Origin of the sequence: Yonghaparkia sp. Root332 (assembly GCF_001425665.1) — a bacterium.
Classification (GTDB): domain Bacteria; phylum Actinomycetota; class Actinomycetes; order Actinomycetales; family Microbacteriaceae; genus Microcella.
This window is the reverse complement of the sequence record NZ_LMCX01000001.1, coordinates 777547-800720: the sequence shown is the minus strand read 5'-3', so window position 1 is coordinate 800720 and position 23174 is coordinate 777547. Positions and strand designations below refer to the sequence as shown.

Below are 23174 nucleotides of genomic sequence, written 5' to 3'. Positions count from 1 at the left end.
GAGGAGGCGACGTGCCCGAGGGCGATACCGTCCACCGCGCCGCGCGGCGCCTGAACGAGGTGCTCGCGGGGCGCGAGGTGACGCGGTGCGACATCCGCGTGCCGGCGTTCGCGACAGTCGACCTCAGCGGGCAGACCGTGCATGAGGTCGTCGCGATCGGCAAGCACCTGCTCATGCGCATCGGTGAGACGACCGTGCACTCGCACCTCAAGATGGAGGGCTCGTGGCACGTCTACCGGCCCGGCAGCCGGTGGCGACGACCGGCGTTCGAGGCGCGCATGGTGCTCGAGGTGGGCGCGGCGCCCGACGGCGCCAACGAGACCGGCTGGCAGGCCGTCGGCTTCGCGCTCGGCGAGCTCGAGCTCGTGCCCACCCGCGACGAGGAGTCGATCGTCGGCTATCTCGGCCCCGACCCGCTCGGTCCGGCGTTCGACCGCGACGAGGCCCTCCGCCGCCTCACCGCCGACCCCCAGCGGCCGATCGGCCTCGCTCTGCTCGATCAGCGGAACGTCGCCGGGCTCGGCAACGACTACCGCAACGAGGTGCTGTTCCTCCGCGGCATCCTTCCCGAGACTCCGATCGGGCAGACGGATGCCGGGGCCGTCCTGGACCTCGGCGTGCGTCTCATCCGCGCCAACCGCGACCGCGTCGAGCGCGTCACGACGGGCGACACCCGCCGCGGCAAGCGGGTCTGGGTCGCGCATCGCGAGCACGAGCCCTGCCGGCGGTGCGGCACCCGCATCCGGATGGGGATGCTCGGCGACGACGCCCTGACCGAGCGGCAGACGTTCTACTGCCCGACCTGCCAGCGCTGAGCCGCCGCCGGCTGCGCTGCTGCCAACCGACCTATTGCGCGTCGGGCTCGAGCGTGCGGTACCCCTTCGGCCGCCATGCCGCGATGCGCAGGCACGTCGCGGCCACGAGCGCGAGCACGCCGCCCGTCACGAGCGGCCCCGAGAGCTCGCTCGCGATCGTCGGGAGGACGAGCGCGGCGCGGTCGAAGCCCGAGGTGCTCGCGTCGAGGAAGGCGTTCTGCGCGTAGAGGATCGCGCCGATGCCGAGCAGCAGCGTGGCCCCGCCCACGATCCACAGCGCGCGGAGCCACGGGTTGCCGACGACGACGAGCTCGAGCGAGCGCTCCGGCTTCTCGGCGCGCGCCGCGACGCTCGGCGCCGCCTGGCCGCGCGGGCCGGGAGCGGCGCTCGGCGCCACCATCCCCTCATCGAGCACGGGGCGGGGGTCGGCGGCTCGGGCGGGCGCGCGGCGGACCGGGGCGGTCATCGGCGCGTCGGCGCCCGCGCGCTGGTAGACCTCGGGGAATCGCGGGTCGATTCCGGGTGAGCGGTCGTCGGTCACGGCGGGTCCTTCCGTCGGCGCCAGCATACGTCCGGCCGCGTCGATGTCGGATGCGCCCCGGTAGCCTCACAGCGTGCCCCGCTCCTCCGCCCTCGCGCTCGCCGCGCTGCTCGTGCTCGGCTCGCTCGCGGGCTGCTCGCCCCTCCCGGTCGAGCTGCGCGAGCCGGACCGCGGGGTGCCCGGCGCACCGGGCACGGGCACGGGCGGCGGGTCGGGCGGCGGCTCGGGCTCTCTCGGCGAGCCGACCGGCACGGGCACGATCGCGTCGATCACCGACGGCGACACCGTGCGCCTGCGCGTCGGCGGCGACGAGCTGCGCGTGCGGCTCATCGGGCTCGACACCCCCGAGGTGCGCGACCCTCTCGAGTGCTTCGGGCCGGAGGCGACGGCCGCGCTCGAGGCGCTCGCGCCCGTCGGCAGCGAGGTCGGCTACGCCTACGACCGCGACCCGCAGGACCGCTACGAGCGCGAGCTCATGTACCTCTACGCCGCCGACGGCACGCTCATCAACCTCGAGCTCGTCGCGCAGGGCTACGCCGAGGCGCTGCGCGTCGAGCCCAACGACCGCTACTGGCCCGAGCTGCAGGCCGCTGAGCGAGAAGCGCGCGACGCCGGCCGCGGGCTGTGGTCCGCCTGCCCCGCGCCCTGATCGCGCCTACAGCGGGTTGAGCGGTGCGATGAGCTCGGGCCCGTCGCCGCGCAGCGGCGCGACCTCGTGCACCGCGAGCCGCTCGATCACGGGCTGCGACGCCGCGACCGCGTGCTGCACGAGCGCGTGGTCGCCGGCGATCGTGGGGTCGAGCCAGGTGTCCCACTCCGAGCGCGGCAGCATCACCGGTATCCGATCGTGGATGCGCGCCGCCGGCCCCGCCGCCGCCCGCGTCAGGATCGTGGCGGTCAGCATCCACGGCTCCGGCTCGGTGCCCTTCGACCCCTCGGCGACCGGCGGCCGCCACCACGAGTACAGCCCCGCGAAGGCGAGCTCGCCCTCCTCCGGGTCGGTGACGAAGTACGGCGTCTTGGTCTTCCCGACCGTGAGCCACTCGTAGTAGCCGTCCGCCGGGACGATCGCGCGGCTGCGCACGACCGAGGATCGGAAGGTCGGCTTCTCGGCCGCGGTCTCGCTGCGGGCGTTGAAGGTCGGGTACTTCGACGCGAGCTCCTTGGCGAACCGCGGCACGAGCGACCAGCGCGCGGTCGTCACGCGGCGAGCGACCGGCGCGTCGGCGCCCGAACCGGCCAGATCCTTCGGCACCGTGTCGACGACGACGAACACCCGCTGCGTCGGCGCGATGTTCCAGCTCGGCGGCAGGCGCACCTCGTCGACCTCATCGGCCTCGAAGTAGCGGCCGAGCTCCTCACCGCTCTTGGTGTTCGCGTACCGACCGCACATGCTCGCTCAGTCCCGTCCGGAGCTCAGAGCCCGGGGCTCAGAACTCGTAGTCGACGCACGATTTGTCGGCGACGACGCTCCGCACGAACGGGCCGACGGCGACGTGGTCGGGGTGCGCCTGGTAGGCGGCGAGCGCCTCGGCGTCGTCGTGCTCCGAGACCAGCACGACGTCCCAGTTCGCGTCGACCTGGCCGATGTCGCCGCGCACGACGAGCGACCGCAGCCCGGGGATCACGCCGACGAGCGGCTCGAGCCGCGAGCGCATCCCCTCGATCGCGGCGGCCCTGCCCTCCGCGTCGGGAGCCTGCAGAGTCCACGAGACGATGTGCCTGATCACTGATCCTCCAGAAGTGCGGAACGGAGGCGGGTCTCGTCGACCCGCCAGATGGTGTGCACGGCGTCGTCGATGAGCACGACCGGGATCTCGTCGCGGTAGCGCTCCAGCAGAGCTTCGTCGTCGAGGATGCTGCGCTCCTCGAATCCGACGCCGCCGACCTCCCCGACGACGCGGGTCACGATCGCGCGCGCGTCGTCGCACAGGTGGCAGCCGGGTCGGCTGAGCAGCGTCACGGTCGTCGCGGGCACCAGCCCAGCCTACGGCCGGACGTATGCTGGCAGGGATGTCCACCTCGCCCGGCAGCGCCGCCGACTCCCCGTCGCCGACGCCCATCCTCGCGTTCTTCGACATCGACAACACGCTCATGCGCGGCGCGAGCATCTTCCACATCGGCACCGCCGCGTGGCGCGAAGGCTTCATCCGGCTGCGCGATGTGCTCGGATTCGTCTGGGCGCAGGCCCGATTCATCGCCGTCGGCGAGAACACGCGCCACCAGCTCTCGGTCCGCGAGCGCGCTCTCGCGCTCGTCGCCGGCCGCACGGAGGGCGAGCTCACGCGCCTGGCCGTCGACAGCTACGAGCGCTCGATCCACCAGCGCCTGATCCCCGAGACGGTCGCGCTCGCGCGCGAGCACCGGGCGAAGGGCCACGAGGTGTGGCTGCTCAGTGCGACCCCGGAGGCGATGGCGAGCGTGATGGCGCAGCGGCTGGGCCTGACCGGGGCGGTCGGCACGCGCATCCGCAGCCGGGGCGGCGTGTTCACGGGCGAGCTCGACGGAGCGATCATGCACGGCGCGCGCAAGGCCGAGGTCGCGGAGGCGCTCGCGGCCGAGCGCGGGGCGAGGCTCGCCGACTGCTGGGCGTACAGCGACAGCCGCAACGACATCCCCCTGCTCGCGCTCGTCGGCAACCGGGTCGTCGTCAACCCCGACACCGCACTGTCGCGACACGCACGGGCGCACGCCTGGCCCGTGCTCACCGCCGGAGCGGCGAGCGTCCGCGCGGCGCGCAAGCGCATCCGCCGCGAGGCCCGCGCCGTGCTGCGCTCGGGCCGCCGAGACGATCGGCGCGAGGCGCAGGGAGACCCGCACGAGGACGAGCCCGGCGACGGCCGGCGCGCCTGACTGGTCGCGCAGCGCCGGCGTCAACGCGAAAGCGCCCGACCCGAGGGTCGAGCGCTTGCGGTGAGCGGATGCTCTACTTCTTGTTGCGACGCTGGTGACGCGTCTTGCGCAGCAGCTTGCGGTGCTTCTTCTTCGCCATCCGCTTGCGGCGCTTCTTGATGACAGAACCCATGAAAAACCTCTGATCTTCAGCCTGAACGAACCGGTGGCCCGTTCAGACCCGGTCATGTACCGCAGAAGTCTAGCGCAGGCACCAGGCGCGCCGTGCGGGCGGGCGGAGACGCGGCGGGATGGCGAGGAGGCGGCGGGCGGGCGATCGCCCGCCCGAGCTCAGCCGACGTCGGCGACGGGCGGGCGCACGGCCGCGGCGACGGCCGACTCGGGAATGCGGAAGGAGCGCCCGAAGCGGATCGCGGGCAGCTCGCCGGCGTGCACGAGGCGGTAGACCGTCATGGTGGAGACGCGCATCATGTCGGCCACCTCGGCCACGGTGAGGAAGCGCACCTCAGAGAGATCACGGGTCATCCGCTGTGTCCTTCGTCCACGCGCGAGCCGCCGGGCTGACGGGGTCGCGCGTTGAAACTGTAGGGGCTGGTGTGGCGGGTGTAAAGCGACCCGAACGGGGGCTGTCTCAGCGCTCGTCGCGGCGCCACTGGAGGCGGCGGGTGACCTTCTCCTGCACGTCGTGCAGCTGCTCCTGCACGTCGGCGAGGCGCCCCTGGGCCCCCTGGATGGCCGAGCGCGCCCGGTACGAGGCATCGGCGGCGGCGCGGCCGACGGAGCTGCCGGCCTGCTCGACGTCGGCTCCGGCCCACGCGGCGAAGATCGGGACGCTCGCGCCCGACTCGGCGTCGTCGAGAGCCAGGAACGGCAGGAGGAAGTCCTCGACCTCCTCCAGGGGCTCCACATCGATGCGGTAGTAGCGGTGCTGACCCTCGTCGCGCACGTGCACGAGACCGTGATCGCGCAGCACCTTCAGGTGCTTGGAGACGGTCGGCTGCGTCGCGTCCATCCGGTCGACGAGCTCGCCCACGCTCAGCTCGCCGCTCGAGGAGACGAGCGCCGCCTCGCGCAGGTGCTCCAGCAGCTCTCGACGCGTGGCGTCGGCGATCACATCGAAGATGTCGGCCATGGGTCAAGGCTAGTCAGCCCGGCGCGGGAGTACCATGACACCGGCCCGCGGGCCGAGGGGAGATGAGGATGTCCACTGCGACCCGGTCGGGCGTGCGCCGCGATGACGGGGTCGGCCCGCTGCGAGCGCTGCGGTCCGCGCTCGCGAACGTCACGACATCCTCGCCCGCCCGATTCGCGATCGTCGTCTTCACAGCGCTCATCCTCATCACGACCGCGCTGCTCTCGCTGCCGATCGCCCGCGTCGGCGAACGGGAGTGGACCCCCCTCGCCGACGCCCTCTTCACCGCCGTCTCGGCGATCTGCGTGACGGGGCTCACCGTCGTCGACATGTCGTCGCACTGGTCGATCTTCGGCAACGTCGTCATCGTCCTCGCGATGCAGATCGGCGGCATCGGCGTGCTCACGATGGCGAGCATCCTGGGCCTCGTCGTGGCGAAGCGCATGGGGCTCCGGGCGAAGCTCGTCGCGGCCTCCGACACGAATCCCTCGCGCGTGCACGCGGGGCCCGTCTCCGAGTCGCAGGCCGTGCGCCTCGGCGAGATCGGCACGCTGCTCGCGACCGTCGCCGCGAGCGCGATCATCATCGAGCTGGCGATCACCGCGCTCGTCGTGCCGCGCCTGCTCATCGAGGGGTTCGACGCGTGGTCGGCGATCTGGATGGGCTTCTACCTCGCGCTCTCGGCCTTCACCAACACCGGTTTCGTCCCGTTCCCGCAGGGGATGGAGATCTTCGCGAGCGACATCTGGATGCTGTCGGTCCTGTCGATCGCCGTCTTCCTCGGCGCGATCGGGTTCCCCGTCATCTTCGCGCTCGCGCGGTGGGTGAAGTCGCGCGCCCGCCTCTCGGTGCATGCGAAGCTCACGCTCACCACGACCCTCATCCTCCTCGCCCTCGGCTGGATCGCGATCGGTCTGCTCGAGTGGGGCAATGAGGGCACGCTGGGCGGCCAGGACCCGTGGAACCGACCGCTCACCGCGGGGTTCATGTCGATGATGACGCGATCGGGCGGCCTCGCGACCGTCGACGTCGGCGCGATGAACGGCTCGACACTGCTCGTCATGGACATGCTGATGTTCGTCGGCGGAGGCTCTGCCTCGACCGCGGGCGGCATCAAGGTGACGACGCTCGCGGTGCTGTTCCTGGCCGCGCTCGCCGAGGCGCGGGGCGTGAAGGACATGGAGGCCTTCGAGCGCCGCATCCCCGTCGACGTCCTGCGTCTCGCCGTGAGCGTCGTGCTGTGGGGGGCGACGATCGTGTCGGCGGCGTCGATCGCGGTGCTGCACATCACCCAGGCTCCGCTGGATCTCGTCCTGTTCGACGTCATCTCCGCCTTCGCCACGTGCGGGCTCTCGACGGGCCTGACGGGCCCCGAGCTCGCCGAACCCGCGAAGTACGTGCTCGCGGCCACGATGTGGGCGGGGCGCGTTGGTACAGTGACCCTCGCCGCGGCGCTCGCCGCGAGCCACCGCCGGCAGCTCTATCGCCGCCCGGAAGAGAGGCCCATCGTTGGTTGAGCGCATCCGCCACGACGCCCCCGTCCTCGTGATCGGGCTCGGCCGCTTCGGCGCCGCGACCGCGGGGCAGCTGCAACGGCTCGGCCGTGAGGTGCTCGCCGTCGACGAGGACCCGAACCTCGTGCAGAAGTGGGCCGAGCGCGTCACGCACGCCGTGCAGGCCGACGCCCGCTCGATCGACGCCCTCCGGCAGATCGGCGCGCAGGACTTCTCGATCGCGGTCGTGGCGACCGGGTCGTCGATCGAGTCGAGCGTGCTCATCACCGCGAACCTCGTCGACCTCAAGATCCCGCAGATCTGGGCGAAGGCGATCAGCCAGTCGCACGGCAAGATCCTCGCCCGCATCGGCGCGAACCACGTCATCTACCCCGAGGCCGAGGCCGGCGAGCGCGTCGCGCACCTCGTCTCGGGCCGCATGATCGACTTCATCGAGTTCGACGACGACTTCGTGCTCGTGAAGATGTACCCGCCGAAGCCCATCCGCGGCCTGTCGCTGACGGAGTCGGAGGTGCGCTCGAAGTACCGCATCACGGTCGTCGGCGTGAAGAGCCCGGGCAAGCCGTTCACCTACGCGACCGAGCAGACGGTCGTCTCGAACCACGACCTCATCATCGTCTCGGGCACCGAGGCCGACATCGACCGGTTCGCCTCGCTCGACAGCTAGACCCCTCTACGCGCCGGCGGCGAGCTCGCGGGCTCGAGCGAGCGCCGCGGCCGTCGCCCGCTCGAACATCCCGGCGAGGTCGGCCTCCTGCATGACGGCGATCGCGCGCTCGGTGGTGCCCTTGGGGCTCGTCACCCGGCGGCGCAGCTCCTCGGGGTCGGCGCCGGTCGACTCGAGCAGGAGGGTGGCGCCGAGGAAGGTCTCCTGCACCATGAGCCGGGCGACGTCGTCGTCGAAGCCGAGGGACTGCGCGGCGCGGGTGAGCTCCTCGATGAGGAGGAAGACGTAGGCCGGGCCCGAGCCCGATACGGTCGAGAGCGCGTCGATCTGCGACTCGGGGAGCTCGATCACAGTGCCGACGGTGCGGAAGAGCGCGGTCGCGAGCGCGAGCTCGGAGCGATCGGCGCGGGACCCGGCGCTGATACCGGTCACCCCGCGGCCGATGAGCGACGGCGTGTTCGGCATCGCCCGCACCACCGGGTTCGCGACGACCGCCTCCATCGCCGCGGTCGTGACGCCCGCGGCGACGCTCACGACGAGCGCGCCCGGGTCGAGCGCGGGCCCGACCTCGGCGAGCAGGCCGGTGATCTGCACGGGCTTCACACCGAGCACGACGACCCGGGCGCCCTCGACGGCCCAGTCGTTCGCCGCGCTGTCGTGCTCGATCGCTCGGGCCTCGACGCCCTGCGCGCGCAGGGCGGCCGCGGAGGCCTCGGTGCGCGTGGTGACGCGCACGCCCTCGACCGCGACCTCGGGACGGCGGAGTCCGGCGAGGATCGCGCCTCCCATCGAGCCGGTTCCCAGGATGGCCGTGGACGGCAGTGGCGAGCTCATGCCACGAGTGTAGGTTGGAGGACCTACGGCAAGCGGCGGATCGACCGATGGAGGGCGAAGGCATGAGCGCGACCGGAGACAGCACGACGGCCCGGGGAGTCGCGGCGCAGGGCGCCGGGAACGGCACCTCGGCGCAGGGTGTCGACCCGCGCGAGGCCGCCGCGATCCGCGAGGTGCTCGTCCTCACGCCGGGCGTGCAGAGCGTCGGCGAGGTCGTCATCCACCGTCACGGCAGCGGCGCGCTCGTCACCGCCGTCCTCGGCTTCGGGCCCTCCACGCCGGTCGCCGATGTCGTCGCCGTGCTGCGCGAGGTGAAGGCGGGCATCCGCGCCGCCGCCCCCACCATCTCGGCGATCGTGCTCGAGCCGGACGTCGCGGGACCGCGCGACGACATGGACACGCCGACCGACGTCATCGTCATCCGCGGCGCCGACTAGCGGCTCTGCCAGGATCACGTCATGGAGTTCCTCTACTCGTTCCTCGTCGTCGGCCACGTGATCGGTCTCGCGGCGATCATCGGCCCCTTCCTGCTGCAGATGCGAAGGAACGACGGCTTCGCGATCACCGCCGTCCTCGGCGGGGCGATCACGCAGCTCGTCACCGGCATCCTCCTCACCGGTCTCGCCGAGGGTCTCGACCGCGACCTCGACTACGCGAAGATCATCACGAAGCTCGTGATCGCCATCGTCGTCTTCGTCGCGGCGCTCCTAGGCTGGCGCAAGGCGCGCTCGGGCAGCAACGACCGCTCGATCAAGCCGTTCTTCCACGCGGCGGGCGGGCTCGCGCTCGTCAACGTCGTCCTCGCCGTCTTCTGGTGATGAGGACGCGATGAGCGCCTCGGGAGGCTCGAAGGCGATCATCGCCGCACTGCTCGCCAACACCGGGATCGCGGTGACCAAGTTCATCGCGTTCCTCGTCTCGGGCTCCAGCGCGATGCTCGCCGAGAGCGTGCACTCCGTCGCCGACGCCGGCAACCAGCTCCTGCTGCTGATCGGCGGGCGCCGGTCGCGGCGGGAGGCCGACACCGAGCATCCCTTCGGCTACGGGCGCGAGCGGTACGTCTACGCGTTCGTCGTGGCGATCATCCTGTTCTCGGTCGGCGGGGTCTTCTCGCTCTACGAGGGCATCGCCAAGCTGCGCGAGCCGCACCCGCTCGAGAACGCGTGGCTGCCGATCGTCGTGCTCGTCATCGCCATCGCGCTCGAGAGCTTCTCGCTGCGCACCGCGGTCCGCGAGTCGAACCAGGTTCGCGGCGATCAGTCGTGGGTGCAGTTCGTCCGTCGGGCGAAGTCGCCCGAGCTCCCGGTCGTCCTCCTGGAGGACGTCGCCGCGCTGCTCGGCCTGGTTCTCGCCCTGATCGGCGTGGGGCTCACCATCCTCACGGGCGACTCCCTGTGGGACGCGATCGGGACGATCATGATCGGGCTGCTCCTCGTGCTCGTGGCGATCGTGCTGGGCATCGAGACGAAGAGCCTGCTCGTCGGCGAGGGCGCCTCCCGGGAGGACGACGCGCGCATCCGCGCCGTGATCTCCGGGCACGGGGCGGTGTCACGCCTGATCCACATGAAGACGCTCTACCTGGGGCCGGACGAGCTGCTCGTCGCGGCGAAGGTCACGTTCGACGGCGGCGAGCCGATCGAGCAGGTCGCCGAGTCGATCAACGCCCTCGAGGCCGAGCTGCGCGAGGCCGTGCCGCACGCGCGCGTCATCTACATCGAGCCGGGGCTCAGCGCCGCGCCCGGAAGAACTCGCTGAGCAGAGCCGCGCTCTCCTCCGCGAGCACCCCGCCCACGACCTCGGCGACGCGGATCGGCAGGCTGCGGTCGCGCAGCACGTCGAGCACGCTCCCGGCCGCCCCGGCCTTGTCGTCCCACGCGCCGAAGACGACGCGCGGGATGCGCGCCGACAGGATGGCCCCGGCGCACATGACGCAGGGCTCGAGAGTGACCACGAGCGTGCATCCGCTCAATTGCCAGTCGCCGGATGCCGCGGCCGCTTCGCGCAGGGCGACGATCTCAGCGTGGGCGGTCGGGTCGGCGAGGCGCTCGCGCTCGTTCCGCCCCCGACCGATGATGCGACCCTGCGCGTCGAGCACGACGGCTCCGACGGGGACGTCGGCGGTGGCGAGCGCCGCGCGGGCCTCGACGAGCGCCGCGCGCATGGCCTCGCGGTCGCGCTCGGACACTGCGGTCATCGCCACCTCCGTTAGATTGAGCCTATGCGAGTGCACGTAGCCGACCACCCTCTGATCACCCACAAGCTCACGGTGCTCCGCGACGAGCGCACGCCCTCGCCGACCTTCCGCGCGCTGACGGAGGAGCTCGTGACCCTCCTCGCCTACGAGGCGACGCGCGACGTGCGCGTGGAGGAGGTCACGATCACGACCCCCGTGACCCAGACCGTCGGCCTCGCGATCGCCGAGCCGCGACCGCTCATCGTGCCGATCCTGCGCGCGGGCCTCGGCATGCTCGACGGCATGGTCAAGCTCGTGCCGAGCGCCGAGGTCGGGTTCCTCGGCATGGTGCGCAACGAGGAGACCCTCGAGCCGAGCGTCTACGCCGAGCGCCTGCCCGACGACCTGTCGAACCGGCAGTGCTTCGTCCTCGACCCCATGCTCGCGACGGGCGGTTCGCTGCTGTCGGCCATCGAGTACCTCTTCGACCGCGGCGCGCAGGACGTCACCGCGATCTGCCTGCTCGCCGCCCCCGAGGGACTCGCCGCGATCGAGAAGGCCGTCGAGGGCCGCGACGTGACGATCGTGCTCGGCGCTCTCGATGAGCGCCTCAACGAGCACGGCTACATCGTGCCCGGTCTCGGGGATGCCGGCGATCGCCTCTACGGAACGGTCGGCTGAGCGCCTCCCGCTCCTTCGATCGCGAACCGCGCTCGCGTGTGTCGTCGTGTGTCGCGGTGGCGGCGGGGCGCCTTGACCGCGCGCGAGCGCGGCGAGGATACTGTCGGGCATGACCGTCCACGCGCTGCCCCCGACCTCCTTCGAGGCCCCTGGGAACGCCGGCATGATGCCGCGGCGCACGGACGATCGTCGTCGACCGCGCGCGTGACCGCCGCCCGCCCGCCGCTGATCGCCTCCCGCATCGGACACCGATGACCGACCGACACGACCCCCGCCTCTCCGCGAGCGCCGAGCCCTTCGACTCCGCCGAGACCGCCCGGCCCGCGACCGGTGACGCCTCGCGTCAGCGCGCGGTGCCGTCGGGAACGGAGGCCCGCGGCTTCGTGCTCTACGTGGGCCTCGACGAGCGCAAGGCCGCCGCGGCCGGCATCGACCTGGGTCGCCTGGTGAGCGAGCTCAAGCGCGTGACCGCCGAGCTCGCCCCGAGCGCCGAGACGCACGCCGCCGTCGCTCTCGCCCCGACCGGCGCGGGCGGCCGCGACGTCGAGGTGGTGCGCCTGGCCCTGCAGGATCCCGCGGCGCTCGCCCGCTATCGCCGCACCGAGTCGCCCACCGAGCGCATCGTGCCCGGCGTCGTCATCGACATCTCGCGCAAGCGCGTGGTGCTCGATGGCGAGACGGCGTCGCTCACCTACAAGGAGTTCGAGCTCCTGCAGTACCTGGTGCTCCGCGAGGGCCGCACGATCGACCGCAGCGAGCTCATCTCGTCGCTGTGGTCTGAGGGCTCCGATGAGGACGGGGACGTGCCGAACGAGCGCACGATCGACGTGCACGTGCGCCGCCTGCGCTCCAAGCTCGGCGGCTACGAGGACATCGTGCGCACAGTCCGCGGCGCCGGGTACCGGTTCGACCGTCACGCCGACGTGTCGATCACGTACTCCTCGACGCCGTCTCCCGACTTCTTCTAGAACGCGTTCGACCGCCGCGGGCGCGCGATGGTGGGGCACGATCGCGCCGAGCGCAAGCCCCTGCCCGCGCCCCCCGTCCGGGGGCCAGTCTCGACGAGCACCGCACTCATCGAAAGGTTTCTTATGAATGACGTCAACGTCATCGTTCGCGACGGGCTCGCGAATGTCATCGACTTCCTGCCCAAGCTCCTTCTCTTCATCATCATCCTCGTCGTCGGGCTCATCATCGCGAAGCTCATCGCGAAGGGCCTCGACAAGCTGCTCGAGCGCGTCGGCTTCGACCGCCTCGTCGAGCGCGGGGGCGTGAAGAAGGCCCTCGACCGATCCAAGTTCGACGCGAGCGACATCATCTCGAAGATCGTCTACTACACGCTCGTCCTCTTCGTCCTGCAGTTCGCCTTCGGCGTCTTCGGGCCGAACCCGGTGAGCGACCTGCTCGAGGGCATCATCGCCTTCCTGCCGCGCGTCATCGTCGCGATCATCATCGTCATCGTCGCCGCGGCGATCGCGGCCGGGGCGAAGACCCTGATCCAGGGGATGCTCGGCGGCCTCTCGTACGGGAGGGTCATCGCGAACATCGCGAGCATCTTCATCCTCTTCCTCGGGATCACCGCGGCGCTCAACCAGGTCGAGATCGCCACGACCGTCACGACGCCCGTGCTCATCACGGTGCTCGCGATCATCGGCGGCGTCATCGTCGTCGGAGCCGGTGGCGGCCTCATCAAGCCGATGCAGGCGCGCTGGGAGGGATGGCTGTCGAAGGCCGAGGCTGAGGCGCCCCGGATCAAGGAGGAGGCGAGCTCGAGCCCGAGCGCGAAGGAGCAGCTGCGCGCTAAGGCCGACGAGCTGCGCTCCGACTCGTCGAGCAGCACGACCGCGACGCGTCCCGCCAAGAGCACGTCGACCGCGGGCAGCGCAGACCCGACGCAGAAGCTCCCCCCGGTGCCGGGTTCGAGCGACCCGAACCGCCCCCCGCAGCGCCCCTGAGCCGCTCTGGGTGATCTCGCAGAAAAATAACGAACAGATAACTAGACACCGTTACCTCACCGTTATACATTGATCGAGCGTTAGTTGTTTGCTGTGGCAGCGAACGCGGAATGTGATTGCAGGACACTCTTGGTGCAAGGGAAAGGCCCGGTCGCTCGCCTCGGCGGCCGGGCCTTTGTCATGTCATCGACCCGCACGAGCATGCGTGTGCATAGAGTAATGCCATGACCGACAAGTCGCTGGCCATCGACGCCTGGGAGGCGCTGTTCCGCGCCCAGGTCTCCGTGCTGCGGCAGCTCACGGCAGAGTTCCCGACGACCGAGATCTCGTTCACCGAGTACGACGTGCTGCTCAACCTCAGCCGGGCGCCCGAGCGTCGGATGCGCATCCGCGACCTCATCCCGCACCTCCTGCTCAGCCAGCCGAGCGTCTCGCGGCTCATCGACCGGCTGGCCGCGCGCGGGCTCGTCGAGAAACTCCCCGACGAGTCCGACGCCCGCGGCACGATCGCCGCCCTCACCGACGAGGGCTGGGAGCTCTTCAAGCGGGTCGCGGTCGTCCACGCCGACTCGATCGCGCGCCGGGTGGGCGGCTCGCTCGCCCCCGCGGAGCTCGCCCAGCTCGCCGATCTCTGCCGCCGACTGCGCGGCTAGCCGAACAGGTCGTTGGCGCTCCGGAGCACCGGCGCGGCCGTGAGCAGCGTCGGATCGATGTCGCCCTGCACGGCGACTTCGAACGTCGCGCTCTCGCCGGGAATGAGAGACACCATCGATCGATCGACGGTCGCCGTCGACTGAATGCGGTCGGGGAACAGGCAGAGGTCAACGATGAGCTCAGCCGCCGTCACCGTCACTCGGTAGCCGTTCGCCGTCCGATCAACGTGAGTGGTCATGCGTGGTGCGGACAGATCGATATCGACGGGTTCTCCCGCGAGCCGGAGATCTCCCTCGAGCTCGTCGCTGCGGAGGGCGACCCACCCCGAGCCGCTCGGGAGCGGCATCCGACGCACCGACCGCGCCCCGAGCGAGACCGTCACGGACTCGCGTCCGGTCGCACGGACGACCTCGATCGTCGTGTCGAGCGGCTCTGCGCTGTCGTTGATCGCGACGATCTCGTCGCCGCTGATGATCGCGATGCGGTCGGCGTAGACCTCCTGAAGCGCGAACCACAGCGGTTTGCGCACGCCGTCACCGTCAACCGCCGCCCACGACACGACGGGCCAGCAGTCGTTGAGCTGCCAGACGATCGAGCCCTGATTGTACGGGGCCAGGCTGCGGAAGTGGCGGATGCCGAACCGCACAGCCCTAGCCTGATTGAGCTGCGTTGCCCAGTGCCAATCGACGAAGTCGCGGCCCGGGGGAAGATGCGGGGCGAGGCCGCGCGCGAGCTTGGCCTGGCCGTCGTCGGCCTTCTGGTGCGAGAGCAGCTGTGGCCCGTCGAGTCGTAGCGGCTCGTCGTGGACTGCGCGCGTGAGCGTCGACCAGGCCGGAGGTCCCTGAAACCCGAACTCGGACACGAATCGCGGGCTGTGGTCGGCGTATGCGGTGTAGTCGAGGTCGTTCCAGACGTCCCAGAGGTGGCAAAGGCCGTCGGAGGGATCGTTGGGGTGGTTCTCCGAGTTCCACGAGAAGGGGCTGTTGGGGACGTACGGGCGGTCGGTATCGAGCGCCGCGACGATGCTCGGCAGCAGCTCGAGGTAATAGCGCTCGCCCCATGTCCGACCGTCGAGTTGCGTGTCCCAGTCGAGGTCGACGTGCTGCCAGATGTTCTCATTCGCTCCGTTCCACAACGCGATCGAGGGGTGCGAGGCCAGGCGGTCGACGGCGTCGCGGGCCTCGGCCGCGACCTCCGAGTAGAGCGGCTCCTCCTCCGGGTATGCCGAGCAGGCGAACAAGAAGTCCTGCCAGACGAGGACACCGCGCTCGTCGCACTCGTCGTAGAAGTCGTCGTGCTCGAACGTGCCGCCGCCCCAGACCCTCAGCAAGTTCATGTTCGCTTCGATCGCGTCGGTGACGCGCGCCGCGATGCGGGCCCGACCGACGCGGCTCGGGAAGGCGTCGTCCGGGATCCAGTTGGCGCCGCGCACGAACACGGGTTCGCCATTGACCAGGACGCCGAACGCGCCGCCCGCGGAGTCGATCTCCACGGTGCGGAACCCGACCCGCTGGACGACGCGATCGTCATCCGTCTCCACGACGAGGTCGTAGAGCGGCTGGGCGCCGTGCGACCGCGGCCACCACAGCTCAGCCGACGACACCGCGAGCTCGACCGAGCCGCGCCCCGTCGCGCTCACGCCGGCGATCGTCGCGGTGAAGTCGCCGTCGCCCTCGAGGTCGACCGTCACGGTCGCCGTGCGATCGGCGCGCGCAGAGGCTCGCACGGCGCTGATCCGAGTGCCGTTCCAGCTCTCGATCGCGATCGGCCGCCAGATTCCGGCCGTGACGACGTCGAGCCCCCAGTCCCACCCGAAGTTGCACGCCGACTTCCGCAGGAGCGAGAAGGGGTGGGGGAACACCGGCGGACGAGGAGGATCGCCGACCCGCCGCGCCTCTTCTTCCACGATCTCGAGCGCCGAATCGAACTCGATCTCTAGCCGGTTGGCGCCGCTCACGAGCACGTCGGCCAGGTCGAAGCGGTATCGCCGGTGCTGATTCGCGACGCGGCCTAGCTCCACGCCGTTGAGTCGCACCACGGCGCTCGTGTCGAGCCCGTCACACGCGAGGTCATGACGGCGCATGCCGTCATCGTGCCAGTCGAAGTCGAGGCTGTAACGCCAGCGGCTGCGGCCGATCCACGTGAGCTCGTGCTCGTTCATCCCGAGATACGGGTCGGGGATGAGTCCGGCGGTCAGGAGGTCGGTGTGGACGACGCCCGGCACGCTCGCCGGGATCGCCCGCCCGGCGATCGAGGACGGGACGGGCCCGCCCGCGGAGCGCAGCATCCACCCCTCATGGAGCTCCCGGCGGATCACGCGAGCGCCCGCGCGAGGCCCCGGACGGCCCGCTCGTCGTCGTCGTGGCCGCCGCCGTCGTGTCCGTTGTACTCCCAGAGCGCGATGTCCTTCGCGCCGCGGAGCTCGTGGAAGGCTCCGTAGACCGTCGAGGGCGGGCAGGTCGGATCCATGAGCGCCGCCGACAGGAACGCGGGAGCGTCGATCCGGCGCGCGAACGAGACTCCATCGAAGTAGGCGAGCGTCGCGAACACCCGATCGGCCGACCCTCGATGCACCGCGAGATACTTCCCGAGCTCCTTGTACGGCATCGCATCGGTGATGCGGCTGGCTCGCCGGATGTCGCAGAGGAAGGGGACGTGCGCGACGACCGCGGCCACGTCGTTTCGCAGTCCTCCGACGGCGAGCGCGAGCCCGCCCCCCTGGCTGCCGCCGACGACCGCGACTCGCGCGGCATCGACGCGCTCGAGCGCGCGTGCGGCATCGACGGCGCGAACGGCGTCGGTGATGAGGCGCCGATAGTAGTGGTCGTGCGGGGCCTCGAGCCCGCGCGTCATGACTCCCGGGGTGGTCGGGCCGTTCGTGCCGACCGGGTCGCCGGTTGCTCCGGCGCTGTACCCCGCGCCCTGGCCTCGTGAGTCCATGCTCAGGTGCGCATAGCCGGCGGCCGACCAGAGCAGCGACTGGTAGGCGTGCCCTCGGCCCCCGCCGTAGCCCTGGTACTGCACGACGGCGGGGAGCGGGCCGTCGATGCGCGGCAGGTGCAGCCACGCGCGGATGCGGTGGCCGCCGAACCCGCTGAAGGTCACGTCGAACACATCGACGGTTGCGAGCCCGACCTCGACCTGCTCGACGACGAGGTCGAGCGGATGACGCTGCGCGTCGTCCAGGGTCTCGGCCCAGAACGCGTCGAAATCGGCTGGGTCGGTCACGGCGCTGCGATATGCGAGCAGCCCCGCTTCATCGAGGTCGGTGAGCACGGTGGTCCTCTCAGGCGGGGTTGGCGGCGGGCTGGGGAACGTGGTCGAAGCTCTCCGCACCGGTGCGGATCTCCTCCGGCCAGGCGAGCGTCGCACCGAGCGTGTCGGAGAGCAAGCGCTGAAGGGCGCGCAGCTCGCTGCTGGACTCACGGACCTGCCGAGGGGTGAGGCGGGAGTCGAGCGCTCGGACGGCCGCCGCTCCTGCGGCCTCCCCGATCGACCACTCGACCGGGTGCAGGCGGTAGGCGCCATTCGTGATGTGCGTCGTTCCGATGTTCTTCGCGGCCGCGAGCAGGTTGTCGCAGTCCGCCGGGATGAGCGCCCCGAGCGGGATCTGGAAGGGGAAGCAGGCGATGTCGACGTAGTTCCGGCCCGAGGTCGACGGGTGCAGGTCGATGCGGTAGTAGCCGACACCGACGCTGTCGTCGAAGATCTCGCTCCCGGCTTCGTCGCCTCGCATCTCCCGACCGATGTGGCCCTCGGTGATGGTGAAGAGGGCGCGGATGCGGCGCGACTCGCGGATGTAGGCCTCCTTGGCGAGCCCGTCAGACGTGCCGGTGAGGTCGCCCCGGAGGCGCAGCTCCGGGTACCCGATGCCCCCGTCGTGCCGCGGAGCCGCCGTCTGCATCCAGTGCACGAGGCTCAGCGTGAGGTCGCGGGCGCCGTCGATGGCGCGCGCGCGGGTCTCGGCGTCGACGCCGATGAAGGGCAGCTCCCAGTAGTCGACCTGCGGCCAGTTGATGATGGTGACCTCGCCGCCGGGGAACTCATCGCGGAGAACCGCCTTGGAGACGACGCGCCGATAGTGCCAGAGGTCGTCGGCGCGCTCATGGACGGCGCGCTCGGGCGAGTCGGCGAACATCGGCCTGACGCGCTCCTCCAGGGTGTGCGGGACGACATCCGACCACGAGAGCTGCGGGCCGGGCCAGCGGGGGTCGACCGTGGTCAACCAGTGCTGGTAGCCGGCCGGCTCCGGGATGGTGTGATTCTCGCCGGCGCGGTACTCGACCGCTGCGCACCACGTGACGGCCTGCTGATCCATCGGATCGGCCCGCTCAGGTGCGTGCAGCTCGCCGGTCTCAGCTCGCGCCTCGGCGCCGACCACGAACGGCAGGCCGGCGAGCTCGAGGAACTCCCCCTCTTCCGTCGCGTCGATGACCATCGCGCCAGTCAGCTCGACCTCGTCGTTCCCCCGACGGACGATGACCGACTCGATCCGTCGCCCGCGCGTGGTCACGCTGCTCGCCTCCCAGCCGTGGAGCAGCGTGATGAGCCCGGAGGAGATGTGGGGCGAGAGCATCTCGTGCAGCACGAGCGCTGCGATGCGGGGTTCGTGGCAGAGACGCGAGACATTGCCCATGCCGGGATTGAGGGTCTCGCGAGTGCGCGCCTCCTCGGTGAGCGGGAAGAAGCGTCGGTAGTGCTCGCGGATCCGGTCGCGCAGCTCGCGGTAGCTCTCAGAGCCGAGCTCGCTCTCGACCCATGGGTGCTCATCCGGCGGGACCGCCTGGGTCGTGAGCTGCCCGCCGAGCCAATCGCCGCGCTCGACGAGAATCACCGTGCGGCCCAGTCGGGCGGCGGTGAGCGCGGCGGCCGTGCCGCCGAGGCCGCCGCCGAGGACGAGCAGATCGGCAGACCGGGGTGCAGTGAACATGGGTACCTCTCTCACGGGGCGATCAGCCCTTGACGCTGCCGTCGGCCAGACCGGACACGAAGGCTCTCTGGTTGAACAGGAAGAGGATGACGACGGGGATCGTCGCGAGGACGGCACCGGCCATGAGCGGCCCGTACTGGATGTTGCCCGTCGCGAGGAAGCGCGCCAGAGCGAGCTGGACGGTCTGCGCCTCAGCGGAGTTGGTCACGACGAGGGGCCAGAGGAAGTCGTCCCACACGCCGACGAAGGAGAAGACGGCGACGACCGCGATGAGCGGCCGGGCGAGCGGGAGGTAGATGCGCGCGAAGATCGCCCACTCCCCTGCTCCGTCGATCCGAGCTGCCTCCGCGAGCTCGGTGGGCGCCATGGAGAAGTACTGGCGCGCCAGGAAGATGTTCATCGGCAGCACGAGGTAGGGCAGCATGACGCCGGCGAGGGTGTCGAGCAGTCCGCTGCCGCCCTGGCCGAAGATGTCGTTGCCGCCGGCCAGAGGGATCCCTCGCGCCATCAGGAACAGTGGGATGAGCGTGACCGAGACGGGGATGGCCGTCGTCGAGATGATCGTGACGAAGACCGCGAAGCTGCCGCGGAAGGGCAGCATCGCGAAGGCATAGCCCGCCATGACGGCGATGACGCTGTTGCTCAGGACGACGGTCAGCGCGACGATCGCCGAGTTGGTCATGGCCCGGAAGATGTTCGCGTCGATCCACGCCGTCTCGAAGTTGCCCAGGGTCGGGTCGGTCGGGATGAGCGCCACCTGCCCGAAGGCCTGCTCCTCGGGCGTGAAGGCGATGCTGATCATCCACATGAACGGGACGAGCACGAGGAACGACAGCAGGTAGAGGAAGATCATGGACGGCACGCGGGACGTGCCCCGTATCCGGCGACGGCGTCGCACTGATCGCACCGAACTGCTCCTGCCTGCCGCGGTGGCGGTCACTTCTGCCTCCCGACGAGCGAGCGCACCGAGAGCACGGAGAACCCGATGATGAGCGCGAACAGCACGAACGCCATCGCGGATGCTGAGCCGAAGTCGTTGTACTGGAAGGCTTCGGTGTAGATGAGGTAGTTCACCGTCGTCGTCGACCCGAGCGGCCCTCCCCTGGTGAGGATGAAGATCTCGGCGAAGCCCTGCGACAGGTAGATGATGTCCATCACGACGACGTAGACGAGCATCGGTCGAAGGCCGGGAAGCGTGATGTACCGGAAGAGAGCCCAGCGTCCTGCTCCGTCGACGCGCCCCGCCTCGTAGAGCTCGTTCGGGATGGACTGGAGCCCGGCGAGCAGGAGCACCATGTTGCTGCCGAGTGCCTTCCAGATGCGCATCGCCGAAGCCGCGTTGAGCGCGGATTCAGGGTCGAGCAGCCACAGCTGGTCGGTGGCGCCGAAGAGGTTCAGCACCTCGTTCACGAGCCCGTTCTGCGAGTACATCCAGAGCCAGACGAGACTCACCGAGGTGAGCGAGACGATGTGGGGAAGGTAGAGGGCCGACCGGAAGATGCCGACGCCGCGGAATGGGCGGTTCACGAGGAGCGCGAGGATGAGTGCGATCGCGACGGTGATCGGCAGCACCGTGAGGACGTATCGACCGGTGACGAGCAGGGCATTGCCGTACTCCGGGTCGGTGAGCAGCCCTGCGTAGTTCTCGAGGCCCACGAAGTCCGGGCCCCCGCGCCGGAGCGGCGTGTAGTCGGTGAAGCTCAGCACGAGCCCGTAGATGACCGGGACGAACTGGAAGGTGAGCACGTAGAGCGCGGCAGGAAGAACGAAGAGCATCCCGACGACGTGCTGTCGCTTCCAGCGCCGACGCGGCAGGGGCGGGCGGGCGCCCCCCGCCGCGACCGTGGAGGTCGCGGCGGGAGGCACTGAGTTCACTGACATGGTGGGTGAAGCTCCTAGCGAGCCGACTCGAGGATCGAGTCGATCTCCGGGCTGGCCGCGGCGAGCGCGTCCGCTGCCGACGTCACGCCGTTGAGCGCCTGCTCGAGGTACTTGTCGAGTGCGTCACGCACCTGCACCCAGCCGGGCACGTTCGGGTTCGGCAGGAAGTTCGAGCTGTTGGCGACGAACGCTTGCAGCACCGGGCTGTTCTGCACGTAGTCGGTGTCGGCGGCCGAGGCCCGGGTGGGGACACCGCCGATGCCCTGGACGTACTCGGCGCTGATCTCGGGCGAGATCATGTACTCGATGAAGGCCCAGCCGAGGTCCTTGACCTCGCTGTCGGCGTTGAGGATGAGGCCGGGGCCCGAGCCTCCGAGCGTGTAGCCCTCGTCGACGCCCTCGAACGGAACCGCATCCATGATGCGCAGGTCGAGCTCGGGAGCGGCCGCGATGATCTGGTTCGCGCCGTTGGGCGTCTGCATCGTCATCGAGGCGGTATCCAGCACGAGCGGCTGCTGCGCGGCAGGAGCGTTGATGTAGTCGGCACCGAGCGGGTACGAGACGGCATCGTCACCGCTGAACAGGCTCGTGTAGAACTCGAGCGCCTTCTCGCCTTCCGGCGAGGCGAACGCCGACTCGAGGTCGTCGCTGGTCAGCTGGCTCCCGCCGGCGGACGCGAGGAGCGCCGCGAACGACTGCTGGCGTCCGATGGGCTGGCTCGGCAGGAGCAGGCCCGACCGGGTGATCGTGCCGGAGGCATCGCGGACGGTGAGCGCCTCAGCGGCCTCACGGACTTCCTCCCAGGTGGTCGGCGGCGCATCGGGGTCGAGGCCCGCCTCCTCGAAGTCGGCTGCGTCGTAGACGATGAGGTTGCCCTGCATCGAGAGCGGCATGAGGTACTGGACGCCGCCGACGGTACCTCCGGGCAGCGCGGCCGAGAGGTCGTCGATGTCGTCCTGCTCGAGGCCCGCAATGTAGTCGTCGAGCGGCTCGAGACGCCCGTTGATCGCGAAGTCGGCGACCGCCGCAGGGCCGTGGCCGAAGACATCCGGTGCGGTCCCGGCGGCGAACCCGGCGTTGAGCTTCGTCGACAGGTCGCCCCAGTCGACGAAGGTCACATCGAGCGTCGCGCCGGTCTCAGCCTCGAACTTGTCCTTGAGCGGACCGGTGACGAGGTCGATCTCGACCTGGTTGGTCCCGGGGAACCAGACCGTGAGCGTCTGACCCTCGAACCCTTCCTGGGCCGCTTCTGGCTCGGCCGCGGCGGCGCAGCCGCTGAGCACGATGGCGCTCGCGGCCGCGAGACCGACCGCCGCTCGTGCGGAGGCTGAGCGGGTGAATACCTTCATTGGTGTTCTCCTTTTTCGTAGTAGTAAATGAGGAAGTCGTGATGCTGTGTGTGGTGCGGGATGCGCAGGCTGCTACCCGTCGATCCGGGTTGCGGAGGTCGGGGCCGGGCGGGGCCGGGCGATCGTCGCGAAGGATGGCGGCGTGACCGGCAGCAGCTCGTGGTGGTCGTTGGTGATTCGGCCGTCGAGCAGGTCCATCAGCAGTGCGACGGCTCGACGGCCGAGTTCGCGCCGCGGCACCTGGATGTGGCTCCAGTTGTCGACGGCGAGGCTTCGCGGGCCGATGTCGAGACACACCATCGACAGCGAACCCGGGATGGCGATGCCCGCGGATGCGGCGGCATCGCTCAGCGCGACGGCGAGCTCCCAGCTCTCGACGAGCACCGCAGTGACGTCGTCCTTGATGAATTGGGCGACTCGGTCGGTGTCGAGATCGGCCGGCGAAAGGAACTGCGGTGTCGTCGTCGGAATCTCGAGGAGTTCGGCATGGCGAGTGAACGCCGTGAGCCGGTCTTCCTGCGGATTGTTGCGCATCCGGTTCCCGACGTAGGCAAGCTTGCCGTGACCGACATCCTTGAGCTGCGTGACGACGTCGCGCAGCGCGCTGTCATAGTCGGGGACGACGTAGGGCATGAGCGAGCTGACCGTGTCGCGGCGGCCGATGAAGACGAAGGGATACCCCTCGCTGGCGAGCCGCTCGAGCTCGTCGTCGTTGCGCTCGACGCCGAGAAGCACAGCGCCATCGGCGAGACGAAGGCGGTTGGCCCCGCTGCCGTAGATACTGCGCGTGCCGTCGGCGCCCTGCGTCGAGGCGAAGAGAACCAGGTCGACACCCATCTCGACAGCCTTCTCCTCGATGCCGACGAGGAACTCGTTGTAGTAGTCCTCGCTGGTGACCGGGAAGACCGCTTCGTAGGTATGGACGCCGATGAGTCCGTTGCGCCCGCCGCGGAGCGATCGGGCCGCGGCGTTCGGTACGTAGCCGAGCTCGCGGATCGCGGCCATGACGCGATCCTGGGTGCTCTGCGGGATAGAGTTCTCGCGAGCGCGGCCGGTGAGGATGATCGACACCGTGGTCTGGCTGACACCGGCGAGGCGCGCGATGTCGCTCTGCCGTGCCGTTCGGCCCTCTTTGGCCATGGTGTTCTCCTTCGTTGGAGCTCGTGTAGTAATTCGTATCACCACTTTTTCGTAA

The 23174-nt window shown here is 70.3% G+C and carries 28 protein-coding genes; 12 read left to right on the top strand and 16 right to left on the bottom strand.

Translation table 11 applies throughout. The annotated features are described in order from the left end of the window. The first annotated feature begins 11 nt into the window (after positions 1–11). Positions 12–815, top strand: a complete 804-nt coding sequence (locus ASC54_RS03835) for a DNA-formamidopyrimidine glycosylase family protein (RefSeq protein ID WP_055896797.1) — start codon at positions 12–14, stop codon at positions 813–815. 31 nt (positions 816–846) lie between these two features. Here ASC54_RS03835 and ASC54_RS03830 read toward each other — a convergent pair whose 3' ends face one another. Then, complete coding sequence (locus ASC54_RS03830) at positions 847–1356, bottom strand: hypothetical protein (protein ID WP_055896794.1); 510 nt, start codon at positions 1354–1356, stop codon at positions 847–849. Positions 1357–1429: 73 nt separating this feature from the next. Here ASC54_RS03830 and ASC54_RS03825 point away from each other — a divergent pair, with 73 nt between their 5' ends. Then, a complete protein-coding gene (locus tag ASC54_RS03825; RefSeq protein WP_055896789.1) occupies positions 1430–2005 on the top strand; it encodes a thermonuclease family protein in 576 nt (191 codons plus the stop codon). A gap of 6 nt (positions 2006–2011) precedes the next feature. Here ASC54_RS03825 and ASC54_RS03820 read toward each other — a convergent pair whose 3' ends face one another. From ASC54_RS03820 to ASC54_RS03810, 3 genes are read right to left on the bottom strand one after another with little or no spacing between them, the layout of a single operon-like run. After that, on the bottom strand, positions 2012–2749 hold the full coding sequence (locus ASC54_RS03820; RefSeq protein WP_055896786.1) for an SOS response-associated peptidase: 738 nt from the start codon (positions 2747–2749) through the stop codon (positions 2012–2014). Between the two features lie 37 nt (positions 2750–2786). Then, on the bottom strand, positions 2787–3086 hold the full coding sequence (locus ASC54_RS03815; RefSeq protein ID WP_055857365.1) for a Dabb family protein: 300 nt from the start codon (positions 3084–3086) through the stop codon (positions 2787–2789). After that, complete coding sequence (locus ASC54_RS03810; RefSeq protein WP_055857368.1) at positions 3083–3334, bottom strand: glutaredoxin family protein; 252 nt, start codon at positions 3332–3334, stop codon at positions 3083–3085. The genes ASC54_RS03815 and ASC54_RS03810 overlap by 4 nt, the downstream gene beginning before the upstream one ends. 35 nt (positions 3335–3369) lie before the next feature. On the opposite strand from ASC54_RS03810, the gene ASC54_RS03805 reads away from it, so the two are divergent. After that, positions 3370–4209 carry an HAD family phosphatase gene (locus ASC54_RS03805; RefSeq protein WP_082514827.1) on the top strand — a complete coding sequence of 280 codons (840 nt, stop codon included), beginning with the start codon at positions 3370–3372 and terminating at the stop codon, positions 4207–4209. Positions 4210–4282: 73 nt separating this feature from the next. Here the strand turns inward: ASC54_RS03805 and ASC54_RS12555 are convergent, their stop codons facing one another. The 3 genes from ASC54_RS12555 to ASC54_RS03795 form a co-directional block, all read right to left on the bottom strand. Then, the gene (locus ASC54_RS12555) at positions 4283–4381 is read right to left on the bottom strand and encodes a 30S ribosomal protein bS22 (protein ID WP_003792170.1); all 99 of its coding nucleotides are present in this window, start codon (positions 4379–4381) and stop codon (positions 4283–4285) included. 158 nt (positions 4382–4539) lie between these two features. Continuing rightward, positions 4540–4734 (bottom strand): helix-turn-helix domain-containing protein, encoded by a 195-nt coding sequence (locus ASC54_RS03800; protein WP_055857371.1) that lies wholly within the window; start codon positions 4732–4734, stop codon positions 4540–4542. 106 nt (positions 4735–4840) lie between these two features. After that, complete coding sequence (locus tag ASC54_RS03795) at positions 4841–5341, bottom strand: helix-turn-helix transcriptional regulator (RefSeq protein WP_082514826.1); 501 nt, start codon at positions 5339–5341, stop codon at positions 4841–4843. Between the two features lie 68 nt (positions 5342–5409). Here ASC54_RS03795 and ASC54_RS03790 point away from each other — a divergent pair, with 68 nt between their 5' ends. Continuing rightward, positions 5410–6858: a TrkH family potassium uptake protein gene (locus ASC54_RS03790; protein ID WP_055857374.1), complete on the top strand. Its 1449-nt coding sequence runs from the start codon at positions 5410–5412 to the stop codon at positions 6856–6858. After that, a complete protein-coding gene (locus ASC54_RS03785; protein ID WP_055857377.1) occupies positions 6851–7522 on the top strand; it encodes a TrkA family potassium uptake protein in 672 nt (223 codons plus the stop codon). The genes ASC54_RS03790 and ASC54_RS03785 overlap by 8 nt, the downstream gene beginning before the upstream one ends. 6 nt (positions 7523–7528) lie before the next feature. On the opposite strand, the gene proC is transcribed toward ASC54_RS03785, so the two are convergent. Further along, positions 7529–8356 carry a pyrroline-5-carboxylate reductase gene (gene proC, locus ASC54_RS03780; RefSeq protein ID WP_055896784.1) on the bottom strand — a complete coding sequence of 276 codons (828 nt, stop codon included), beginning with the start codon at positions 8354–8356 and terminating at the stop codon, positions 7529–7531. A 62-nt stretch (positions 8357–8418) separates the two neighbouring features. Here proC and ASC54_RS03775 point away from each other — a divergent pair, with 62 nt between their 5' ends. Genes ASC54_RS03775 through ASC54_RS03765 form a run of 3 tightly spaced genes read left to right on the top strand, consistent with a single transcriptional unit; the run spans position 8419 to position 10111 of the window. Next, complete coding sequence (locus ASC54_RS03775) at positions 8419–8793, top strand: hypothetical protein (RefSeq protein ID WP_156376720.1); 375 nt, start codon at positions 8419–8421, stop codon at positions 8791–8793. Between the two features lie 21 nt (positions 8794–8814). After that, positions 8815–9174, top strand: coding sequence for a hypothetical protein (locus tag ASC54_RS03770; RefSeq protein ID WP_055857387.1), 360 nt, complete (start codon positions 8815–8817; stop codon positions 9172–9174). A 10-nt stretch (positions 9175–9184) separates the two neighbouring features. Further along, positions 9185–10111, top strand: a complete 927-nt coding sequence (locus ASC54_RS03765) for a cation diffusion facilitator family transporter (protein ID WP_055857388.1) — start codon at positions 9185–9187, stop codon at positions 10109–10111. On the opposite strand, the gene tadA is transcribed toward ASC54_RS03765, so the two are convergent. Then, entirely contained in the window at positions 10083–10550 is a 468-nt protein-coding gene (gene tadA / locus ASC54_RS03760) for a tRNA adenosine(34) deaminase TadA (protein WP_055897943.1), read from the bottom strand. The genes ASC54_RS03765 and tadA overlap by 29 nt on opposite strands. A 24-nt stretch (positions 10551–10574) precedes the next feature. Between tadA and upp the strand changes: the two genes are divergently transcribed. From upp to ASC54_RS03740, 4 genes are all read left to right on the top strand, one after another. Continuing rightward, the gene (gene upp, locus ASC54_RS03755; RefSeq protein WP_055896778.1) at positions 10575–11210 is read left to right on the top strand and encodes a uracil phosphoribosyltransferase; all 636 of its coding nucleotides are present in this window, start codon (positions 10575–10577) and stop codon (positions 11208–11210) included. Positions 11211–11461: 251 nt separating this feature from the next. Continuing rightward, positions 11462–12178, top strand: a complete 717-nt coding sequence (locus ASC54_RS03750) for a winged helix-turn-helix domain-containing protein (RefSeq protein WP_082514825.1) — start codon at positions 11462–11464, stop codon at positions 12176–12178. Between the two features lie 123 nt (positions 12179–12301). After that, positions 12302–13165, top strand: coding sequence for a hypothetical protein (locus ASC54_RS03745; protein WP_082514824.1), 864 nt, complete (start codon positions 12302–12304; stop codon positions 13163–13165). A gap of 224 nt (positions 13166–13389) precedes the next feature. Continuing rightward, entirely contained in the window at positions 13390–13818 is a 429-nt protein-coding gene (locus ASC54_RS03740) for a MarR family winged helix-turn-helix transcriptional regulator (RefSeq protein ID WP_055857395.1), read from the top strand. Here ASC54_RS03740 and ASC54_RS03735 read toward each other — a convergent pair. The 7 genes from ASC54_RS03735 to ASC54_RS03705 all read right to left on the bottom strand — a co-directional run bounded on the left by ASC54_RS03735 (position 13815) and on the right by ASC54_RS03705 (position 23119). Beyond that, complete coding sequence (locus ASC54_RS03735) at positions 13815–16106, bottom strand: glycoside hydrolase family 2 protein (protein ID WP_055896775.1); 2292 nt, start codon at positions 16104–16106, stop codon at positions 13815–13817. The two genes, ASC54_RS03740 and ASC54_RS03735, sit on opposite strands and share 4 nt — an antisense overlap. A gap of 26 nt (positions 16107–16132) precedes the next feature. Next, positions 16133–17095 carry an acetylxylan esterase gene (locus ASC54_RS03730; RefSeq protein WP_055896772.1) on the bottom strand — a complete coding sequence of 321 codons (963 nt, stop codon included), beginning with the start codon at positions 17093–17095 and terminating at the stop codon, positions 16133–16135. Between the two features lie 10 nt (positions 17096–17105). Further along, on the bottom strand, positions 17106–18749 hold the full coding sequence (locus ASC54_RS03725) for an FAD-dependent oxidoreductase (RefSeq protein ID WP_055896769.1): 1644 nt from the start codon (positions 18747–18749) through the stop codon (positions 17106–17108). 22 nt (positions 18750–18771) lie between these two features. Further along, positions 18772–19602 (bottom strand): carbohydrate ABC transporter permease, encoded by an 831-nt coding sequence (locus ASC54_RS03720; RefSeq protein WP_055896767.1) that lies wholly within the window; start codon positions 19600–19602, stop codon positions 18772–18774. Positions 19603–19685: 83 nt separating this feature from the next. Further along, entirely contained in the window at positions 19686–20630 is a 945-nt protein-coding gene (locus tag ASC54_RS03715) for a carbohydrate ABC transporter permease (RefSeq protein WP_082514823.1), read from the bottom strand. A 14-nt stretch (positions 20631–20644) separates the two neighbouring features. Continuing rightward, positions 20645–21979, bottom strand: a complete 1335-nt coding sequence (locus tag ASC54_RS03710) for an ABC transporter substrate-binding protein (RefSeq protein WP_055857412.1) — start codon at positions 21977–21979, stop codon at positions 20645–20647. A 72-nt stretch (positions 21980–22051) separates the two neighbouring features. Continuing rightward, positions 22052–23119: a LacI family DNA-binding transcriptional regulator gene (locus tag ASC54_RS03705; protein WP_055857414.1), complete on the bottom strand. Its 1068-nt coding sequence runs from the start codon at positions 23117–23119 to the stop codon at positions 22052–22054. Between the last annotated feature and the right edge of the window lie 55 nt (positions 23120–23174).

Bases quoted from the DNA above. Each gene is read 5' to 3' on its own strand.
- ASC54_RS03820 (WP_055896786.1), bottom strand. From the start codon at position 2,749: ATGTGCGGTCGGTACGCGAACACCAAGAGCGGTGAGGAGCTCGGCCGC.
- ASC54_RS03805 (WP_082514827.1), top strand. From the start codon at position 3,370: ATGTCCACCTCGCCCGGCAGCGCCGCCGACTCCCCGTCGCCGACGCCC.
- ASC54_RS12555 (WP_003792170.1), bottom strand. From the start codon at position 4,381: ATGGGTTCTGTCATCAAGAAGCGCCGCAAGCGGATGGCGAAGAAGAAG.
- ASC54_RS03800 (WP_055857371.1), bottom strand. From the start codon at position 4,734: ATGACCCGTGATCTCTCTGAGGTGCGCTTCCTCACCGTGGCCGAGGTG.
- ASC54_RS03795 (WP_082514826.1), bottom strand. From the start codon at position 5,341: ATGGCCGACATCTTCGATGTGATCGCCGACGCCACGCGTCGAGAGCTG.
- ASC54_RS03790 (WP_055857374.1), top strand. From the start codon at position 5,410: ATGTCCACTGCGACCCGGTCGGGCGTGCGCCGCGATGACGGGGTCGGC.
- proC (WP_055896784.1), bottom strand. From the start codon at position 8,356: ATGAGCTCGCCACTGCCGTCCACGGCCATCCTGGGAACCGGCTCGATG.
- ASC54_RS03775 (WP_156376720.1), top strand. From the start codon at position 8,419: ATGAGCGCGACCGGAGACAGCACGACGGCCCGGGGAGTCGCGGCGCAG.
- ASC54_RS03770 (WP_055857387.1), top strand. From the start codon at position 8,815: ATGGAGTTCCTCTACTCGTTCCTCGTCGTCGGCCACGTGATCGGTCTC.
- ASC54_RS03765 (WP_055857388.1), top strand. From the start codon at position 9,185: ATGAGCGCCTCGGGAGGCTCGAAGGCGATCATCGCCGCACTGCTCGCC.
- tadA (WP_055897943.1), bottom strand. From the start codon at position 10,550: ATGACCGCAGTGTCCGAGCGCGACCGCGAGGCCATGCGCGCGGCGCTC.
- upp (WP_055896778.1), top strand. From the start codon at position 10,575: ATGCGAGTGCACGTAGCCGACCACCCTCTGATCACCCACAAGCTCACG.
- ASC54_RS03750 (WP_082514825.1), top strand. From the start codon at position 11,462: ATGACCGACCGACACGACCCCCGCCTCTCCGCGAGCGCCGAGCCCTTC.
- ASC54_RS03745 (WP_082514824.1), top strand. From the start codon at position 12,302: ATGAATGACGTCAACGTCATCGTTCGCGACGGGCTCGCGAATGTCATC.
- ASC54_RS03740 (WP_055857395.1), top strand. From the start codon at position 13,390: ATGACCGACAAGTCGCTGGCCATCGACGCCTGGGAGGCGCTGTTCCGC.
- ASC54_RS03735 (WP_055896775.1), bottom strand. From the start codon at position 16,106: ATGCTGCGCTCCGCGGGCGGGCCCGTCCCGTCCTCGATCGCCGGGCGG.
- ASC54_RS03725 (WP_055896769.1), bottom strand. From the start codon at position 18,749: ATGTTCACTGCACCCCGGTCTGCCGATCTGCTCGTCCTCGGCGGCGGC.
- ASC54_RS03720 (WP_055896767.1), bottom strand. From the start codon at position 19,602: ATGATCTTCCTCTACCTGCTGTCGTTCCTCGTGCTCGTCCCGTTCATG.
- ASC54_RS03715 (WP_082514823.1), bottom strand. From the start codon at position 20,630: ATGTCAGTGAACTCAGTGCCTCCCGCCGCGACCTCCACGGTCGCGGCG.
- ASC54_RS03710 (WP_055857412.1), bottom strand. From the start codon at position 21,979: ATGAAGGTATTCACCCGCTCAGCCTCCGCACGAGCGGCGGTCGGTCTC.
- ASC54_RS03705 (WP_055857414.1), bottom strand. From the start codon at position 23,119: ATGGCCAAAGAGGGCCGAACGGCACGGCAGAGCGACATCGCGCGCCTC.